The sequence below is a fragment of the Acinetobacter sp. 742879 genome, from assembly GCF_000588535.1.
Lineage (GTDB): Bacteria > Pseudomonadota > Gammaproteobacteria > Pseudomonadales > Moraxellaceae > Acinetobacter > Acinetobacter pittii.
Window position 1 is genome coordinate 286,796 of sequence record NZ_JFYC01000001.1, and the last position, 19,712, is coordinate 306,507.

Here is a 19,712-nt window from a genome sequence, read left to right on the forward strand (position 1 = left end):
TAAAATAATTAAAAAGTTCTTTTTTTATTTTTCTCAAACTTCGTCTTAAAGTAATAAACCTAGATAATTTTAAAATTAAGATACTGGCTGTGGTATCTCTTCATTAATTAAATATTCAATATATTTCCAAATTTTTTCAGGGTTAATAAGGTTTTTATCGGTCGTTCCATCAATAATCATCCCATCAATAATAGAAATAATGATATGAACAAGGGGAGTTGGGTTTTCTATACCTAACTGAGTAAGTTTTTCATGTAACAGATTAGTCAACCATTTTGTATATTCATAAAATGGTTCACGAATTGAAGTATATTGTTTAGATACTTCAATAAATGCCTTTTTAAATAAACAGCCATTAAATGTTTCGCTATTGATCCATTCAATATACCAATTAAAAATAATATGAATTTGCTCAAGAGGACTAGCATCTTGATGTAAACTTAATTGTTCATTGATTGAGTTTTGAATATTTATATTTCGATGTTGCAAGCATTCCATAATTAAATTTTCCTTTGACGGAAAATATTTATAAAAAGTCATTTTTGCAACATTTGATTCAGCAATAATACGGTCAACACCAGTAGCATTGTACCCAATCTGATTAAATAAATTTAAAGCAGTATTTATAATATCTTCTTTTTTTGACATTACTATTCCATATAGTTAAAACTAATTATAACTTAATCTAAAATATTAAATTTTTAATACAAATTATGATAATAAAAAACTGATTTTGATTCAAGTTGAGATTGTGATAATGATTATCATTAATTGGAGTTTTTTTAAATTTTTTATTTGATTTCGTACGATTTTAATTCTAATATTAATCAATGAAGGAACATATTTAAATATTAATTTAAGTCATTGTTTTTATAATAAAATATGTAAAAATCGATCATGCTTCAATAAGTTTAATGAGAGCGGATATGCCTAAGAAATTTGAGAATTTTAATAATCCTAGAAAGAAAGCACTCGCAGGGATGAAACAAAGCATTTCAGCTGAACTATGGGAAAAAAATTCAAACTTTTTGACCCGATTAAGAGCAAAGATTGCGAAACATCCTGTATCTCATCATCCTGCAATCGATACTTTAAATAATGGCGAAATTAATAAAGAAGATTTAAAAAAAATTCATTTAGAGTATCGTCATGCAATTGTGCAAACTTTTACTGATGCATTGCTCATGGCCCAATTTCAAACTAAACAATTAGAGCCGAGATTGCATGCTGGTGCAAAAATGTTCCCGCGTTTTCTTTTGAGTTTAAATATTTTTGATGAGTTTGGATTTCGGCCAGGATTGGATAAAGACGGCTACTATCAGGGAAATCCTGAATATGCTCATTATCCTTTATTTGAAGATATATTGAATGATTTCGGTATTACAGAACAAGATCGTCTAACTTATCATCCGACTGAAATTGCAGATCAGGTTAGAGTATTTTTAGAAAATGCTTATGATGACTATAAAGCTGTTTCAGCCTTATTAGCAGTCGCAGAAGAAGAAGTCATTCTGTATAGTCCACCTTTACGTAGAGCTACTAAAGCAGTTGGTCTAGATGTGGAGGGTGGTGGTTATTATCATGTACATGGTATCTCTGAGGATGAAAGTGCTGAAGCAGCAGATGATGATCATGAAGAAGATTTATGGTATGTCTTGATGCAAGCTTGTACAGAAGAAGACTATAACTATATTGAAAAATTGTGCTTAGAGTATTGTGATTTATGGGAAAAGTTCTGGGATACACAATTAGATAATTCTGAGCCAATGCGAAAGCAAATCTTAGCTTAATAGATGAAAGATGGATATTTAGTACGGAACGTAAGTGTATTTTAAAACATCTAAAATTTAGGGATAAAATAAATTTAAATTTTGAGTATTTTTTATAAGAGTAAAGCATATTTTATTTGGATATATATTAAAAAACCCCATAAACTTTTTGTTTATGAGGTTCGGTATTTGGTGGGCCCACACAGACTTGAACTGTGGACCAACGGATTATGAGTCCGCTGCTCTAACCAACTGAGCTATAGGCCCTATAAGTCAGAAAAGCTTTTAATCTCAATGCTTTTCAGTGCGTGCAATACTAATCAATTTTTTAATTAAACACAAGTCATTTTCTGAAGTAGACGCAAACTAAACCCAAAAATATTGTGTCTTATTGGTTAATATTTCAAGCGATAGTGATTCTAGCTTATGTGTACTTCAAGAGTAAAGTGGGAGAAGTTATTTATCGATCAATTAGAATTTATTCCAACAATCTATTGTGACGATGACTTAATTGTATTTGTAGTTTGAGACATTAATTTATATAAAATAAATTTTGTTTAAAATATAAGCAGAAATTGTAGATGTGCTGTTTGTGTGTTGTGAAAATATAGAATTAGAAAAAGCTTATTTAAGATAAATATAAATGGTGATTAAAAATATTATATATTTTTATATTGTAATTAAGCTTTAGATATATGGTAGATTGCCTTTTTAATTATATATTTCGAAAAATAATAGTTACAATAATTCTATTAATAGAGTTCTAGCCTATATGTAGTAAAAAATATAGACTATTAGGGCCAAATTACTTAAGAAAATAGTATTATTAATTTTTAGATTAGCTTGAAATTTAAACTCAACTTAAAAAAGTAAACATTAAGATATAAAGTTAACAACTTTAATAATGAAACATAAAACTAACGAATAAACGGATTCAATTTTTTTTGATGCAAATAAATTTAATTAAAATATAATACTTTTTCTTAAGGTGTTTGTTGTGTTTTTCTAAAGAAGCTGTTAAGGGTGATAATAGAAATTTTTATCATTAAAATACCTTTCCGTCTCTAAAGTATTTTCTATATGAAACCTAAATTGTGATTGTCTTCACAACAATACAAATGTTTGTATCTTATAAACTTTATTCTTGACTAAAACACTTGGTTTTAATAAAGTATAAGTGTATTTTTTACAAAACAAAATATTATTGCTTAATCCTGAAATACAACAAGAGGCCTACTTTCTAAGTAGGCTTTTTGTTTTTAGTAGTATTTAGAGATATGGTACAGAGTAATGAGCTTAAGCTTTAAATAAACTAGATTTAACAAGAATCAAAATTATAAAAATCCTTAGACTTTCAGAACTAACCTATAAAGTTTTATAAATTTTCTTGAATAATTTGAATTAACTCTCTAGCTGCTTTAGGTAAAGGGCGGTCTTGGAGCCAAATTAAATAAATAGATAGAGGTAAATGATTTTTTGTATTTTTAAAATCTAAAAGGACTAAGTGACCTTGATCAATTTTATCTTGTACTAGTGATAATGGAAAGTTTCCCCAACCAAGTCCAGCTTCAACCATATTAATTGCTGTTTGTAGACTATTGGTTTTCCAGTACATTGCACCAATAATTGAACGGGGATCTTTCATTTCATGTTCACTACTCGCCACAACAATTTGTCTAATATTGATTAATTCTTCAATAGAAAACTGCTTTGTTCTATCTTGTAGAAGAGCGTGGTTAGAAGAAATCGCAGCCGCCACTGTTTCAGTCATTACCAATTGTAGATTCTCGCGCATTTTTATATTGAGGTCTGAACCCGCTAAGCAAAGACTGATTTGCTCCGTATAAAGTAAATTAACAATGTCGTCTTGGGGAGCAGTAATAACTTCTATGTTTAGTAAAGGGAATTTATCGGCTAGTTTCTTTATTGAATGGAATAATAATTTTGTATTTACATCGGAAACAACGCCAATACGCAATTTACTTTCAAGTCCTAAAGAAAGTTCATGTGCATGAGTGCTAAATAGCCTAAGTTGTTCAGAAATGATCCGTGCTTGAGGTTCCAAGGCTAATGCTGTAGCGGTAGGAATGACCTTTCGAGGAGTCCGTTCAAATAATATATAACCCAATTCTGCTTCTAAATTAGCAACGGCCATACTTACTGCTGAGGGGACTCGATTTAGTTTACGAGCAGCCGCAGAGAAAGAACCTGTATCGAGTACCGTTATGAAAAGTTCAATATTTTCACTGTTAAAATTCATTTTGATATCAGCTGAACTGAAAGCTATTAACTTTATATATGATTTTGACTGAAATTAAAATATAAGCAATTAAGCAGAGTTTAGTGATTATGCAAGGTATAAAGCGTCGAATTGTATATGTTTCTTCCTATGAAATAATCGGAATGGTTATTTCATCAGTAGGATTAGCGATTTTGGCAGGTGATAGTGTTGAACATACTGGACCACTATCTGTCATGATTACGACCATCGCTGTAACTTGGAATTTTATCTACAATATTTTATATGAGAAATGGGAAGCTAAACAAAGCAGTCATATCCGTACAGTTAAGCGTAGAGTTGGACATGCCATCGGTTTTCAGCTTACTTTGGTTCTGTTTTTAATTCCTCTTATTTCATGGTGGATGGATATTTCCTTGATTGCTGCTTTTTGGTTAGATGTGGCCTTTATTATCATTATTCCTATCTATACTTTTATATTTAATTGGAGTTTTGATAAGTTATTTGGATTGCCTATTTCGGCACAGGCTAAAGCGCTATCAGAATAACCGTAAAAAGCTATCAAGGTAATCGACGTTGATAGCTTATCTAGTTTCATTATTTGATTTGATCAATGACTAACTGTTTTGAAAACTTGAGTTGAGCTTTCTTGGCGAAAATGTAATAAATCAAAGCAGTAGAAATAAGACCTACGAGCCACGATAAATCGATTCCTCCTAGCATTGCCGCAATTTGTCCCGTATAAAATTTACTATCAATAAATGGCAGTTGAATCAAAATACCTAGAAAGTAGCAGGTAATTCCAATCCGATTCCAACGGCCATACTTACCATTTGGATCATAGAGTGCATCTACATCACATTCTTCTTTAGAGATAAAGTAGTAATCAACAAGATTAATGGCACTCCACGGAATAAAAAAGGTGAGTAAAAACAAAATAAATGCTTTAAAGGCGCTTAAAAAAGTATGTTCACCTATAATTGCAATAAAGGTTGAGACTACAACCATAGCAAGGACAATCAATAATCTTGTTATTTTTGAGATTTGATTTGTCGATTTGAAACTATTCCAAATCGTAGCAATACACATAAAACTGCCATAGGCATTTAAGGTTGTCAGAGTAACTTTCCCAAAAGCGATACTAAAATATAGAAAGGTCACGACAAGGGCAATTGGGTTCATACCAACAACATATTGAACTTCATTTCCGACAAAATTGCCGTTTGCAACCTGAGCGATTAAAACGCCTAAGCTCATAGAAATTTGTGAGCCAATTAAAGAACCTAAGCCGACAGCCCAAAAAACACGAGATGAAGATGTTTTAGTTGGAAGATATCGAGAATAATCTGCAACATAGGGGCCAAAAGAGATTTGCCAAGAAGCAGAAAGGGAAACTGCTAACAAGAATGAAGACCAGCTGAAATGACGTACTGCTAAGAGTTCAGAAAAATCAGAAAGTGCGAAGATCTGAGTCAAAATAATCACAAAAGCAATCAAACCAATAATACTGGCTACTTTGCCTACCAAATGGATTAAACGGTATCCAATCGTTGCGAATAAAATGATTAAACTTGCATAAATTAAGATACCAGTTGTATTGCTGACATGTGCCAAATGTGCAATTGCTTTACCCGCTAATACCTCTCCAGTTGCGGTAAAACCAATATACATAAGGCAAACGAGTATGATTGGAATACAAGCGCCATAAACCCCAAATTGCACACGGCTTGAAATCATTTGAGGGAGACCAAGTTTAGGACCTTGGGCAGCATGCAGTGCCATGACGGCAGCACCAAAACATTGTCCTACTAATAAGCCGATAATAGACCAAAAAACATCTCCGCCTAACACAACGGCTAGCGCGCCTGTCACAATGGCTGTGATTTGTAAGTTGGCACCGAACCATAGGGTGAATTGAGCAAATACTCCGCCATGTCTTTCATTTTCAGGAATAAAATCAATACTTCTATTTTCTATAAAACTACTATTAGGTTTCCCAGCCGATGAGTCCATTTCACTCTCCTTATCCTTTAAGAGCCATCCTATTCTTATTCATTCATATTTGTATAAGCAAATATAAACATGTATATACAAGTAATTTTGAGAAGAATCAAATATTTTTGAAGTATGGGACGTTAAAATTGAGTTAAATAATTCATAGATAAATAGAAAAAGTATTTGACTGATTTTATTTTTTTAAAGTTAAATGATAAAAAAATAATATATAAAAAAGCCCTCTGAAGAGGGCTCGATTTTATGCGTTTGCGTCTAAAACAAGTTGGAAATAAGTGGGAAGTTCAGAAAATTGTACCAGTTGGGTCTTATCTTCTTGCTTAAAATAATACTGATAATTGGGGGTGTCTAAATGGTTATCTAGATATTGGGTTGCATCTGTAAACTGTGCTTTTGCAATCGGCTTATCTTTCTTGCATTTAATAATAACAGGGTTTACGGAGTTTAATTTTACAGGAACGCCATTTTCAAATTTAGCAGTTTCAATCAATAAGGAAATTTTGAAATCACCGAAGGTTACACAGAAGTGACCTCCATTTTCAGTCTTAATTTCTCTGTCAGAGAAAAGATCTTTAAATAAATTCTTAAGGGATTCTCTGTGTTTATCTAAAGCAACTTGAAATTCATGATCACGTTGCTCGATCTTTTCTTGCTCTTCTTGTAGCAATTTGGCTTGCTTTTCAATTGTTGTAAAATCCAGCTTCATTTTAATATCTCCTTTGGTTGTTTTAAAACTATATATGGCAATCTTTTATTAAGTTTTAAAGAAACATACAGTATTTGTTACAACGGAATAATTAAGATGAGCTTTTGTACAAACCATCACAAATGTAAAAAATATTTTGAAAATATAAGAATTTAAAGAAATAATTTATATACTTGAAATGCTGCTACATATTAAGTATAGATTTTTAATGTAGCAGCATATTTCTTATTTTGTTCAATGTTTTGCCATAAGTGGAGTGCTTTTAATTTTAAAAAATCCTCCGCTACTCATTACACCAAGCATTACTAAAACTGTTCCTACTAATTGCCAGATATTGAGGGCTTGTCCAGTAAGTAGAGCAATTATCATACTGAACACTGGCACAAAGTTAAAAAAGACAGAAGCACGACCAGCACCTAACTTTTGTATGCCATTAAACCAGAATAGATAAGCAATCATGGTAGAGCAGATAACAACATATCCCATGGCTAAGTGCGCATTTATAGGGGCAGATGTAATCGCTGTAAGAGGATCTTCAAATATCACACTCAACAAACCAAGTGTTATTGCCCCGAACAGCATAGAAAAAGTTGTTGTTTCTAAGGGAGTAGCATTTTTTACATAACGGCGAGACAGTACATTTGCAAGACAAAATCCAAATGCGCCCAATAATATAAATAGATCTCCAATGTCTATTTTGAGGTGCAGCAAAGTCGTTATATGTCCCTGACTAATCACCAGTAACACGCCACTTAAGCCAAATAAAACGCCTAAGAATTTATTAGTAGTAAGTTTTTCACCATCTAAAAGGATTGTCATTAATAGAGTCATTAATGGCGTGGTTGCCATAATTAAAGCACCGTTAACAGCTGATGTGGTTTGAAGTCCATAAAAACAGCCAATGTTAAATCCCGCAATTCCGATAATACCAATAATCAGATAGATAGCTAGATTCTGTCTTAAGGCTGTCCATCTAAGCTGGCCTGTTATTGAAAAGATTAAGAGTAAGCCTAGACTTGCAATAAAAAAACGTTCAGACGCAGCAGATAACGGGGGCATATGTTGAATAATATAAGACATTGCATTAAATGCAGATCCCCAAAAAAACATCGTTAAGACAACACCAGCATAGGCATAAGCCACCGTTCTGTTCATGGACACGCTCCCATTAAGAAAGGTTTTATTCTCGACAAATCTATAAAGGTGTACAATTCCATATTAATACACTTCTAATGTGAAAATTTGCACAATGATTGATTGGGAAAATTTGCATTACTTTTCAGTTTTTACAGAAGAAAAGTCACTTTCTGCTGCTGCCAGAAAATTGGGAGTAGATCATGCAACTGTATCTAGAAGAATTGCCCAGCTAGAACAAAATTTAAAACTTAAATTAGTTGATCGTAGGCCACGGACATACATTCTGACTCCTGACGGAGAACGTCTTGCACAAGTAGTTGCTCGTATGATGGAAGAAACTTTTTCTATTGAACGTTTAACTCAAGCAGGTCAGCAAGAAGTAATGGGAAGTGTCTCTATTAGTATGCCTCCTTTAACTGCTGCACATCTCATCATGCCTCATTTGGGTAAATTTTATCGCCATTATCCGCAATTAAAATTACGGGTGCTCGGTGATGTTCATTATGTTTCTTTACAGCATAGTGAGGCCGATATTGCGGTACGATTTGGACGTCCTAAGGATGAAAATTTAGTTGCTCGAAAAGTAGGTGAAATACCTTTTGGAATATATGCAGGTCCAAATTATTTAGCTTCAACAGATCCTGAAAATTATGATTGGATTAGTGTAGAAGTGGGGGGAGTGCATGGTCAAAAACAGCAAAAGTTAAAAGAAAGGTTAAATCATAAAGAACCGATAATGGTTACCAATAATCCCGAGTTACAGTGGAGAGCTGCATGTGGAGAAATTGGTTTAGCGGTCTTACCAGATTTTTTAGGAGCTATTAGCAATTTGGTCAGATTACAAGATGATTATCCGATGAGTGCTGAAATATGGTTAGTCACACACGAAGATTTACGGCATAGCCCTGCAATACGACTAGTAATGGACTTTCTTATGTCTTGTTTTGAAGCTTTTAAGGTCTAATGTGTTAATGCTATCCATTTATATAAAAGCTACTAGAGTCCGCAGCTTTTATATTTGAATGAATTTTAAGCCAGACTGACTTCTATTCCTCTACGTAAATTAGATTGGTCCTGATCGGAGTTTAAATCAATTTTGGCATACGATTTGGCAAGTATGCGTCGAGCAGCAAAATTAATTGGTTTTTCTATCAACTTAGGTAATTTGATACCTAAGGGGTTGCTTTCGGTTTGAGATACCTCGGTTTTGATCCTAGTTCCCATAATATAGTCAAACCATGGTTTGGTAACGCACCAATTAGCATTTTGATTGCTTGTCATATGATGATCATAGTGCCAAGGGATGCGTTTCTTAGCATATTCAGGGTCTAAATGGGCTTTTGAATGTACACGCCAATAATTCCATAAGCCATAATAAAGCCCAGCTGTAAAAAAGGGTGCTACTGGTAAGAATACTGTTGCAGCACCAGCTAAACTAATTAATGCTGTTTTTTCATTATAAATTTCTGCATTTTTGAACATTGATTCTGCATAACCTTCATCATGAAAATTATTTAAGCGAGCACGTTTATGATGAGCAATATGAGTAAAAAAAGGGCTGTTACGATACTTAGTTGGATATTCGTGTAACCAAACTTTATGGAAGTACCATTCAAGGCCATTTGCAACAAAAATACCGACAGGAAACCCGAGCATACTAATTACTTCTCATGAATCATAATTTAAATGCATTGTAAAATAAGAAAGTTTTATCGCTTTGACTTTATAGGCAGTCCAAGAACTGCCTATAAAATCAATTTTATTGCTTTTGTTTGCGTTGGCGATATGCGCTTGGAGTTTCACCAGTCCAACGTTTAAAAGCTCGTGTAAATGCAGAGGGTTCAGAAAAGCCAGTTAAATAAACAATTTGATCAAGGGTTTCTTTGGTGTTTGCAAGTAAACGTCTTGCAAGCCTCTCTCGATGCTGGTTTAAAATTTTCTCGTAATTAGTATTAATTGCTTGTAAATCAGCTCGAAGGGTACGTGGGTTACGATTTAATTGTTCAGCAATAAATTTTTGATCGAATTGACCAGATTCAAGTAAACCATTGCTGAGCAAGCGCTCAATCGCATAAACAAGTTGATGCTTTTCTAAGTTTGATAGTTGCTGTTCAGCAATTGTTTCATGAATTTTTAATAATTCAGGTTCAGCAGCTGGTGATGCTTTATTCAATAATGTACTAGGAAAAATTATAGCGCCTTGTTTTTGGTTTAAAATTACCGGGCATTTCCAAGCTTCTTGATAATTATTAGCTGAAGCACCTTGTTGATAAGGTAATGTAATTTGGCTAGGCCTAAACTCGTTATTTGTAATATATTTAAAAAAATTAAGAAAAATACCGATACCACATTCAAGATAATGTCTTACAGGGTGTTCAAAACCTACTAATAACGCGATATCTTTTTCAACAATTAAAGAAAGATTAAATACATCGGTTAACAGGTCCTGATATCTTAAAGCACGTTGTAAACCTTCACCGAAAGTAGAACTACTTAAAAATAAATATTCAATAACTAAACCTCTGAAAGCAGGCATTTGACTACCTACATGCAAACCAATATCAGGATCTTCACTTATTTCTTCTGCCGCTGTCCAAAATCGCTGTTGAGTAGAATTGTCTCTACGAATATTTTTATCGGGCGGTTGATTGGGTAAATTTACACTTGCAAAAATAGATGCTGCATCTAATCCCATTTGCTGCATAGTTTGATAAGTCATCCATAAAAAAATTCCAGCATCGGAAGAATTTTTTGACATGTTTTTTATAAATATCCAGAAAGTTGTACAATGCATTCAATCATGAATTTATTGTTAATACGATATTCTTACCTATAAATTTCATTGATCAGAAAAAAAGCCTGCATCTTCACGTGCCTGTTTTAAAGCTAAAATAAAAGATATTAGTAAAAGTAGCCCTATGAGGAAAAGAAAAAGATCAATTTTACTGATCGCGTAACCTATACTTGTAGCTCCTAGACTTAGTAAAACAATACATAATATTTTCCAAAAAATGAGCATGTTACGTTCTGATAAAAGCCTAAGAATATTGTTTGTAATTGAAGGGGATTTCTAAATTTATTTATGTTTTTTTTATTATAGATTATGTAATTCTTTATAATTTTATAAAATTCGTTTTTTATTAAGCTTTTGAAAAATAAATAAATTATTTTTAGGCCATATAAATCAATTTTTTTCATTATTTCTTAAAATTAAGTTTTTATTAATTAATAGAATGATAATTCTTTAGAAACACTATAAAATAGGAATGTAAAAAATAAATTTAATTTTTTAATTAATATAAAACAATAGTTTACTGTGGTTATTTAAATTTTTTTTAAAAAAAAGACTTGATTTTTAAGCTAAATTTTGGAATTATAGTTATGCAAATTGTGATCTATTTCCCACAATTTGTATTTCAGGTTAAGTGGTTATCACTAATGCTCATTTGCTATTTTTGCTTATGAGCATTTTTTTATGTGACTTTTTAATATAACTACAAAATTTTTGAACCGTTAAATTTTAAGATTATTTAGCTGAGCTAAGCTTAATTATTTTTAATAAATTTTTAGAGATAAATTAATCATATTGAATAGTTACAGTTGCTGTTGCCGTAACCTCACCCGCGCTTACATTAGCCGCTGTTTGATAGTAACGAGCAGTTAAGGGGATATCGTACTCTATAGTCTGATTAGAGCTGACTGTGCCTATATTTTGTTTTATTGTTTTTTGAATTGGGGTAGTGGCACCATTCATATTCCATAATAGTTCTACACCCACACCATTGGCTTTGGTTGAGTTTGCTGCACTATTATTAATGACCTGATTATTTTTGGGATCAGAATTATAGTCAAAACTTAAGCTGATGGTGTTACTTGTTGCTATCCCCGAGTTGTTTTCGCCGCCGTTACATAAAATCGATAGATTAAAGCTCTGCTCGCCTTGTGTTGAACCAATCGCTTTAAAACCTGACTTTGTAACAGTCGGGAGTTGAATAGGTATATCTACACCATTTTGAATTTCACATGATGAAGACGCGATCAAAATAGGAGCATTACTTAATACTGTAGTAGTTAAAAATGGTCGGTTTTGTTGACCTGATACATAATAGGTGCTGTAACGTCCTGCTACTAATGCTCCTGAACCTGTGATCATGGATGTTTTAATAACTTCCATAACAAAATATCCCGGTGAAAGGGTATATGCAGTATTTGGGGTTAAAGTACGTCTATATGGGTAATACCCAGAAAAATCTGAAGCATCTGCTGCTTCACGATAAAGACGAATACCAATACCGGGAATATTGGTTGCATATACATTATTACCTATTGGGCTAACTGGATAATTTAAGGGGAGAGCCGCAATAATTTGATCACTAGCACGACTACATGTTGCAGTGGAATTATTGGGAGAAATCGTAAAAGTATTCCTTTGTAAGATAGTCCCTATAGGGTCAGTCGGTTTTACGACGATTTTACCAATATTCATCGGGATATCGACGGTGGTAAATCCCTTACTTAAATTACAATTTGCATTTGTATGGCTATAAGCAAATAGACTCGCTGCCAAAAATCCAATTTTTTTTAAAATCTTATTCATTTACAGACTGCCTTTGTCATAATAATTGATTGATTGTTATGCTTTATTTGATCCGTGATATCGTATTCAAGTTCGCATTTTTCAGTATTCCTTTCTCCCCATTTCACATATAGAAGGTCATGGGTTAAGGGGGTTCGTAAATAAATACGGCTGCCTTGCGCAACAATACCTATTACTTCGTTATTCTGGTTATATACCTGTGCGGCAAAAGGTAAATGTGAGCCATCTAAAGTGGTCGGGCTGATAAAAAGTGCGTAACCTTTTTTTGTTGTGAATTGAACTTTAGTGATTGAGCCTGCATAGGGAGCAATACGTAAGCTACTTTCAGCTAGCTCAACCTGTGTAGACATGTTTTGTGGGTCAAGGCTAATGTCATTCATATGGTAAGGCGTAACATATGGGATAACCGCATACCCCTTTTTGTTTATGCTGAGGCCTGGTGTATTACCGACTTGTGCTCCTGTTGCATCTGGTGCATAAACTAAAACCATTGTTTGAGCTTGATCTGGACCAAACAGAATTCCTTGGGAGTGAGTAACGATATTGCCACTCAAGTTAAGCATTTCTTGTTGATATGAGTCAGCGTAACTAAAAGAAGCACCTAATGTTGTGTAGTTTGTCTTATAGTTGCCATTGATATTGAGATTCGTTTGCCCATGGTTTTGACTGGAAATTGATGCGCCGTAATTCAACCGGTTTCCTGTAAAACCGCTAAAACTCAGAATTTGGCTATCTTCACTTATAAGACTATTAAAATTTAAAGAGCTTTTCTTAAAATCTAAGGGAAAGGATAGAGAAATGAGATATTGAGTATCTTGGTTAGCTCGCCCGCTAGCTTCAATAGTTTCACTATTAATTGCAGAGAAACTATAAGTTAAATCTTTAAATTGGTTGCTATAACCTAATTGGAATTGCTTATTAGTAGTAGACTGGTTCCAATAGTTTGTCCACGAACCTACTAAATAGAAATTTCCCCATTGGTTTGGAAGAGCTTGATTTAAATTAAGCTGGAATTCACTTTTTTGCTTACCTACCGAAAAACTATCAATGTTTTGCTCTTGTAAGTCCCGAATCAAAATTGCATCACGTAGTTTGAGATAGTTTTGTGTTGAATAACGATAAGTTGCTAGTGTTAAGTTAGTATGCGTTGGAGAAAATAACTTATTGTAACTTAGACGATAACTTTGCCCTGTCATTTTAGGTTGATAAGAAAAATTGGCATTTGAATGTGTTGCATCAAAAGAAATAGCGCCAATAGGCATTGAAAAAGCTGTACCTAACAATACAGAGAAATACTGCTGTGTTCCTTGAATTGCGCTATAAGTTGTAAGGTAATTATTGATTCCGCGTTGATATTTACCCTGTATTAGCCATGGAGTTAACTTAATGTTTGGGTCTCGAAATTGTCCTAAGGTGAATGAATATCGACTCATTTGAGGACGTAGCATTTCAATTACAGAAGCATATGGAATAGAATATTTTTGAACTACTCCATTAGATTCAAGTACCGAAACTTGTAACTCACCTCCAAATCCTGTGGGATAGAGATCATTAATTTCAAAGTTTCCTGGTGGGACTGTGGTTTGGTAAATTAAATTACCTTGTTGTCTAACTTCGACTTTTGCATTGGTTTTGGCATAACCTCGAACTCTTGGAGCATAACTGAGCATACTATTTGGAAGCATTCGGTCATCACTTGAAATATTCATTCCACGATAGGGCAAAGAGTCAATAAAATCGCTATTAGTAAAATATTCTCCTAAAGTCACAACACCATGGATATCTGGAAATGCCTTTTGTACATATGTATTTGTCGAGGTATAAGAAGAATTATTAGATTGAGAATTAGATTGGCTTTGCCATTTCCATTGTCCATTATGGCGAAACTGCCAACTTGCTAAATTTGCTCCAAGATTGGTTCCCATAAAAGCATAACTATTTGCATGTTGTTCATTGACTATTCGATATGCTGTGGCGTTATAGCTTAAAAAAGCTGCATTAATACCACGATCCCACAAATGTGGATCGATATAGCCTTGCGGATTTTTTTCTAAGACGACTTGCGGGATCGAAATATCAATTCTTAAACGGGAACTATCAAATACATAAAAAGCACTATCTATCCATGAAGCGAGCGCTTTACATGAAAGAGATGAATTAGAGTCATGTTGACTTAGAATATTAGCTTTTACCCCATATTCAAGCAACATGGCCTCTGTAAAACATGTTTCAGCATTTATGTTAGGGGCTGAGGCAGTAAATCGCATACGCCGTTTACCCAGCCATTGACCATTAATATAAACATCTAAGCTATATTCACCAGGCAAGATCGGGTTTCCGTATTTGAAGCGAGCTATATCAATTTTTTGTGCATTACCTACTAAGAAATTGCTATCAAATTCAGCCTTTGTAAAATGTGGAACATCAGTAGTATTTTCAGCATATATAGCCATAGACATGAATAGCGTAATACTTGAGACGACATACCAAGTAAAGGGGCTTTTTAAACATATATAAGGTATAAACCATTTAGACATAGTTCTAGAGCCTACTCATGATAGGTTTTAAATTTTCTTAAGAAATACAATGAGGTTAGAATTTTATAGGGTGCTCAACTCGTCCACCGTAATCATTGATATACACAAAGCTCATATCTGCTAAGTTTTTATTTTTTAGTTTAATTTTATCCTCTGAATAAGGGGCAATCATTAAGCCTTGTTGCAATAAGTCTGTTTTATGGCCTTCACTTCCTTGAAAAATGGAGGTAATAGTAAGAAAAAAAGGTGTCGGATTTTTTATCATTAGGTATTGATCATTTATTTTCCATTCGACTTTGTCACTTAATTGATCAATATTTTCTTTTAGATCTATAGGGCGGTAAAAAAATTTAATTCGCGAACGAACAGCGAGTTGCAAAAAATTGTTAGAGGTTGTTGTGGTTTGACCTTGTTGAGTTTTCCCTTCAGGTTTAGGAGGGATATCTAAAACATTAAGCCAAAAAATAGATTCTTGTTGTTGGCTTAGTTGAGATGTAGTAGGTAAAGCTGTAATCCTTAAGGTTTGCCCCTTAGTTGCCTCTACTCTTGAAATTGGTGGAGTAATAATGAAAGGTACATTTGTTTCATCTGGTGTTGACTTTGCATTTCCATCATCGATCCATGCTTGAACAAGAGACGGGGCAGTACCGTTATTACTCAGTTGTAATATGATCTCACGTGCATTTGAAGGATAAATGACACGAGTACCATGTAAAACAATTTCAGTATGGCCTGTAGTAGTGAGCGCTACTTGCAGACACACTAATCCCCAAAAAAATTTACGACCACGAAAAAGCATCAGTCATATTCTCAATAATAAATAATAGGAAGGAGATAGCTTCTATTCATGAATAGAAGCTTCATTTTTAAGTTTATTGATAAATGATCGTGTATTTTACTTGCGATGTTACCGTACCAGCAGTAGAAGCACCTGTAGCATAATATTCAGCATAATAGTTAAGATCAGCACTACCGCCTGCTGAAACATTTACCCATTGTGAATTCGTCTGAGTTTCATTTGTGCTTGTAGCAAGTAAAGGAATTACAGCGTTATTACTGCCAAGTAACTGAATATTTACATTTGTTGCTGCACCAGAAGTTGCTTGGTTTAATAAACGACCCGTATTAAAGTCAACGGTTGCGCCTGGTTCAAAATAAGTTGCGACTTTACCTGCAGCGGTACAGTTCGTTAGATTAATTTGAAAAGGTGTACGACCAGCTACATCACCAGCATTTTTTAAGGTTTGAGATGAAACAGTAGGCAAATTGATTGTTAAATTTTTATCTCCAGTATCAATAGTACAAGTATTATCCGTGACAAGACCATTAATAGTAATTGTGCCATCTGCTGCTTGTGCATTTGCTATATTTAAGAGAGAAACTGCCGCCACAAAAATAAATTTTTTCATAAAATCCCCAGAATAGCTTTTTAAAATAAAATCCATTACTTTTCAGTAAGTTTATTCTGATTAAGTAAGGCGAAGGAAATATATCACTTTTCAATCAAAAAACAAGGAAAACATTATATTTATATATATTTTGATCAATTGTTTTTATTAATAAAAATTAAATAAATTATTTTTTATCAGTTGGTAAAATAATTAGTTGGTTTTTATTTAAAATAGAATTTAAAAATTAGTAATATCTAAGTGATTGTATTGTATTGAATTAATTTAATTTTAAAATATTTAAGATAATAAATATCTAATATTTTTGATTAAGTTATTGTTTTTGAATGATAAAATTGTTTTGTGTATATCTTATAAATATATTTAATTTTTTAAGAATTTTTTAAGGTTCAATTCCTACTGTTTTAGTTGTAATTCAATAAAAGATAATCTGGAGTTCAGTTCCATGAATACTATGAAGTATAGCTATAAACCTAATTACTTTTTCTTTGCTCATAAATTAGTTTTATTTTTAAAGGATTATCTCATCAAGCATCCGACGGAGCAGCAAACAACGTTTAACTTGCAAACGATTTATGACATCTTTAGCCATGATCTTGCTTCAAGTACGACGAACCTTGAAGGTATCTTAAATATTGCAGATGAATATGTCTTTGAAACAGAAGATGGCTTACTTCCATTAATTAGTAAGCATTCAGTCAATCTCAAAAATCATGTGCTTTCTTTAGAATTTACACCTCAAGCCTTGGCAAGTCTATTGTCAGGTCATTCGTTAGTAAATCCTAAAGCAGCTTAGATTTTCTTTTAAGGTAGAGTGAACTCATATAAAATTCATAAAATTTATTTTTAAGAGTTATTTATGAGTAAAGACTTTAAGGCCTTAACTTATATTGTGGATGATAATGTAGCAGATACGGTGACTTGGCTTTTACATCATCAAGATGTTTTTGATTCTTTTAATTTTGATGTGTTGAGCCAAGAATTCACAGTAACGCATGCAGCAGGAAAAGATATTATTCGAGTTGGAACCTTTCTGAATGCTACTTACGGAATATTAGTAACTTCTATATAAATGAAAAAAGCCCTGAATCATCAGGGCTTTTAAATTTTTTAATTTGAGTTAAGCACTCATTGCATCTACTGATAAATCAGCAACTGTTGGCTTTGGTTTTTCAGCCGTTAAACCTAGTTTATTAAATAAAGCTTGGTCTTTACCTTCACCAGCATTTGGTGTGGTTAGTAGTTTATCACCAGAGAATAATGAGTTTGCACCCGCCATAAATGCTAATGCTTGGTCTGAATCACTTAATGATTCGCGGCCCGCAGAGAGACGGATATAGCTATGCGGCATGATAATACGCGCTACAGCAATAGTACGAATCCACTCAATAACATCAAGCTTTTCAACATCAGCTAAAGGTGTTCCTTCAATAGGAACAAGCATATTGATTGGCACAGATTCAGGATGAATTGGTAGGGTAGCTAGTTCATGTAATAAACCAATTCGGTCTTCACGAGTTTCGCCTAAACCCACAATACCGCCACTACAAACTTTCATACCGGCTTGACGAACATAATCAAGGGTATTTAAACGGTCATCAAAAGTACGAGTACTAATGATGTGAGAATAATACTCACGAGATGTATCTAAATTGTGGTTATAGTAATCTAAACCAGCAACTTTTAGGCGTTCTGCTTGAGATTGGTTAAGCATGCCTAAAGTCATACAGGTTTCCATACCTAATGCTTTAACTTCACGTACCATTTCTAACACATAAGGCATATCGCGCTCATGTGGGTTACGCCAAGCAGCACCCATACAAAAACGTGAAGAACCTGAATCTTTTGCAGCTTTTGCTTCACTAATCACTTTTTCAACAGCAATACGTTTTTCTGCTTCTAGTTTTGATTCGTAATGTGCCGATTGTGAGCAGTATTTGCAATCTTCAGGACATTTACCCGTTTTAATAGATAAAAGGGTACTGACCTGAATTGAATTGGCAGTGAAGTGCTCACGATGTACTTGCTGAGCCTTGAAAACTAAATCCAAAAAAGGTTGTTCATATAAAGCTTGGATTTCTTCACGATTCCAATCATTACGTAGAGTCATTGTCATATCCATGATGATGGCATTAATTCACTATACATAATCATACAGAATTCGTATTAAAGCTATAGGGCAAAAAACATCATTTTTTTAATTTGATAGCTGAAGTTGATTAAGTTGCTGTTCAATTGCCCAATCAATATGCACATTGACGATTTCGTCATGTAAATTTTTGCCATTTTGTAGTTGATCTACAATTTCTTTTGAATAAGGAGCATTTCCTAATCCGATTGCAATATTACGTTTAAATGATTGATAACCTGTCCGGCGGATAGGGCTACCTTCCGTATTGGCTAAAAAAGTGGCTTCATCCCACTGCCAGATATCAAGCAGACTAATATTATCTAACCCATGTCTAGGATTAAAATCAGAAATAGATGCTGTTTTGGCAAAGCTATTCCAAGGACAAATTAACTGGCAGTCATCACAACCAAATATTCGGTTTCCAATACCTGCACGTAATTCTTCAGCAATAATTCCTTTATATTCGATAGTTAAATAAGCGATACAACGTCTTGCATCTAACATATAAGGCTCGACAATTGCTTGCGTCGGGCAAATATCAATACAAGCGCTACAAGAACCACAATGTGCTGTTGCAGGCTCGTCGAAAGGTAAATCGAGTGATGTAAATAGCTCACCTAATACGAAAAAAGAACCTGACTTTTTATGAATGAGCAAAGTATGTTTACCTGTCCAACCCATTCCAGCACTTTCGGCTAATGATTTTTCAAAAATAGGCGCCGAATCTGCAAAAGGACGAGATTCAAAGTCACCAACTTTTTCACGAATTCGTGTTGCTAGCGTTTTCAATCTACCACGCATGACTTTATGGTAATCACGGCCACGTGCATAGCGGGCGATAATGGCAGAATTAGGCTCTAAAGGTACATATCGAGGCTTTGGAGATTCCACAAGATAATTCATGCGGACACAAATAATACTTTTTGTACCAGGCACTAATAGTGTTGGATCAGCTCGCTTTTCTAGATTTTCTTCTAAATAGGTCATGTCTGCATGATAACCACGTTCAAGATACTCTAAAAAACGTGGCATTTGCTCTTGAGCATCTGGTTTTGCGATGACACAATCAGCAAAACCCAAGTCTAATGCTTGAGCTTTGATCCATGCTTTTAATTCATGTGGATCAATTTGTTGCACTGCGATGCGTGATGTGTCGGAAGATGTCATAAACCAA

General features: G+C 33.7%; 19 protein-coding genes and 1 tRNA gene. 5 read left to right on the top strand and 15 right to left on the bottom strand.

Annotated features, from left to right (window positions below):
- Window positions 1-75 precede the first annotated feature (75 nt).
- Entirely contained in the window at window positions 76-648 is a 573-nt protein-coding gene (locus tag J690_RS06155; RefSeq protein ID WP_005076373.1) for a TetR/AcrR family transcriptional regulator, read from the bottom strand.
- A gap of 278 nt (window positions 649-926) precedes the next feature.
- Between J690_RS06155 and J690_RS06160 the strand changes: the two genes are divergently transcribed.
- Window positions 927-1,790, top strand: a complete 864-nt coding sequence (locus J690_RS06160; protein ID WP_017481649.1) for a heme oxygenase-like domain-containing protein — start codon at window positions 927-929, stop codon at window positions 1,788-1,790.
- 169 nt (window positions 1,791-1,959) lie between these two features.
- On the opposite strand, the gene J690_RS06165 is transcribed toward J690_RS06160, so the two are convergent.
- Window positions 1,960-2,036: transfer RNA gene (locus J690_RS06165), tRNA-Ile, on the bottom strand.
- 1,108 nt (window positions 2,037-3,144) lie between these two features.
- Window positions 3,145-4,029: a LysR family transcriptional regulator gene (locus tag J690_RS06170; protein WP_032034786.1), complete on the bottom strand. Its 885-nt coding sequence runs from the start codon at window positions 4,027-4,029 to the stop codon at window positions 3,145-3,147.
- Between the two features lie 89 nt (window positions 4,030-4,118).
- Here J690_RS06170 and J690_RS06175 point away from each other — a divergent pair, with 89 nt between their 5' ends.
- Window positions 4,119-4,556 (top strand): PACE efflux transporter, encoded by a 438-nt coding sequence (locus J690_RS06175; RefSeq protein WP_032003483.1) that lies wholly within the window; start codon window positions 4,119-4,121, stop codon window positions 4,554-4,556.
- Between the two features lie 49 nt (window positions 4,557-4,605).
- Here J690_RS06175 and J690_RS06180 read toward each other — a convergent pair whose 3' ends face one another.
- The 3 genes from J690_RS06180 to J690_RS06190 all read right to left on the bottom strand — a co-directional run bounded on the left by J690_RS06180 (window position 4,606) and on the right by J690_RS06190 (window position 7,882).
- Window positions 4,606-6,021, bottom strand: a complete 1,416-nt coding sequence (locus tag J690_RS06180) for a purine-cytosine permease family protein (protein ID WP_032034789.1) — start codon at window positions 6,019-6,021, stop codon at window positions 4,606-4,608.
- 241 nt (window positions 6,022-6,262) lie between these two features.
- A complete protein-coding gene (locus tag J690_RS06185; RefSeq protein ID WP_014206549.1) occupies window positions 6,263-6,727 on the bottom strand; it encodes a hypothetical protein in 465 nt (154 codons plus the stop codon).
- A 234-nt stretch (window positions 6,728-6,961) separates the two neighbouring features.
- On the bottom strand, window positions 6,962-7,882 hold the full coding sequence (locus J690_RS06190) for a DMT family transporter (RefSeq protein WP_032034791.1): 921 nt from the start codon (window positions 7,880-7,882) through the stop codon (window positions 6,962-6,964).
- A gap of 94 nt (window positions 7,883-7,976) precedes the next feature.
- Between J690_RS06190 and J690_RS06195 the strand changes: the two genes are divergently transcribed.
- Window positions 7,977-8,828 (top strand): LysR family transcriptional regulator, encoded by an 852-nt coding sequence (locus J690_RS06195; RefSeq protein WP_032034793.1) that lies wholly within the window; start codon window positions 7,977-7,979, stop codon window positions 8,826-8,828.
- 65 nt (window positions 8,829-8,893) lie between these two features.
- Here J690_RS06195 and J690_RS06200 read toward each other — a convergent pair whose 3' ends face one another.
- The 7 genes from J690_RS06200 to J690_RS06230 form a co-directional block, all read right to left on the bottom strand.
- Window positions 8,894-9,520, bottom strand: coding sequence for a sterol desaturase family protein (locus J690_RS06200; RefSeq protein WP_032034795.1), 627 nt, complete (start codon window positions 9,518-9,520; stop codon window positions 8,894-8,896).
- Between the two features lie 103 nt (window positions 9,521-9,623).
- Entirely contained in the window at window positions 9,624-10,622 is a 999-nt protein-coding gene (locus J690_RS06205) for an AraC family transcriptional regulator (RefSeq protein WP_032034797.1), read from the bottom strand.
- 81 nt (window positions 10,623-10,703) lie between these two features.
- Window positions 10,704-10,883 carry a hypothetical protein gene (locus J690_RS24440; RefSeq protein WP_002115975.1) on the bottom strand — a complete coding sequence of 60 codons (180 nt, stop codon included), beginning with the start codon at window positions 10,881-10,883 and terminating at the stop codon, window positions 10,704-10,706.
- Between the two features lie 558 nt (window positions 10,884-11,441).
- Entirely contained in the window at window positions 11,442-12,461 is a 1,020-nt protein-coding gene (locus J690_RS06215; protein WP_032034798.1) for a fimbrial protein, read from the bottom strand.
- Window positions 12,458-14,998, bottom strand: a complete 2,541-nt coding sequence (locus J690_RS06220) for a fimbria/pilus outer membrane usher protein (protein WP_032034799.1) — start codon at window positions 14,996-14,998, stop codon at window positions 12,458-12,460. The genes J690_RS06215 and J690_RS06220 overlap by 4 nt, the downstream gene beginning before the upstream one ends.
- A 55-nt stretch (window positions 14,999-15,053) precedes the next feature.
- Entirely contained in the window at window positions 15,054-15,797 is a 744-nt protein-coding gene (locus J690_RS06225) for a fimbrial biogenesis chaperone (protein ID WP_032034801.1), read from the bottom strand.
- A gap of 73 nt (window positions 15,798-15,870) precedes the next feature.
- Window positions 15,871-16,407, bottom strand: coding sequence for a fimbrial protein (locus J690_RS06230; protein ID WP_005802369.1), 537 nt, complete (start codon window positions 16,405-16,407; stop codon window positions 15,871-15,873).
- 445 nt (window positions 16,408-16,852) lie between these two features.
- Between J690_RS06230 and J690_RS06235 the strand changes: the two genes are divergently transcribed.
- On the top strand, window positions 16,853-17,203 hold the full coding sequence (locus J690_RS06235) for a hypothetical protein (RefSeq protein ID WP_017386793.1): 351 nt from the start codon (window positions 16,853-16,855) through the stop codon (window positions 17,201-17,203).
- A gap of 63 nt (window positions 17,204-17,266) precedes the next feature.
- Window positions 17,267-17,479, top strand: coding sequence for a hypothetical protein (locus J690_RS06240; protein ID WP_032034803.1), 213 nt, complete (start codon window positions 17,267-17,269; stop codon window positions 17,477-17,479).
- Between the two features lie 48 nt (window positions 17,480-17,527).
- Here the strand turns inward: J690_RS06240 and bioB are convergent, their stop codons facing one another.
- Both bioB and queG read right to left on the bottom strand, forming a co-directional pair.
- Window positions 17,528-18,517: a biotin synthase BioB gene (gene bioB, locus J690_RS06245; RefSeq protein ID WP_017386794.1), complete on the bottom strand. Its 990-nt coding sequence runs from the start codon at window positions 18,515-18,517 to the stop codon at window positions 17,528-17,530.
- An 87-nt stretch (window positions 18,518-18,604) separates the two neighbouring features.
- Entirely contained in the window at window positions 18,605-19,705 is a 1,101-nt protein-coding gene (gene queG / locus J690_RS06250; protein WP_005069621.1) for a tRNA epoxyqueuosine(34) reductase QueG, read from the bottom strand.
- Window positions 19,706-19,712 lie beyond the last annotated feature (7 nt).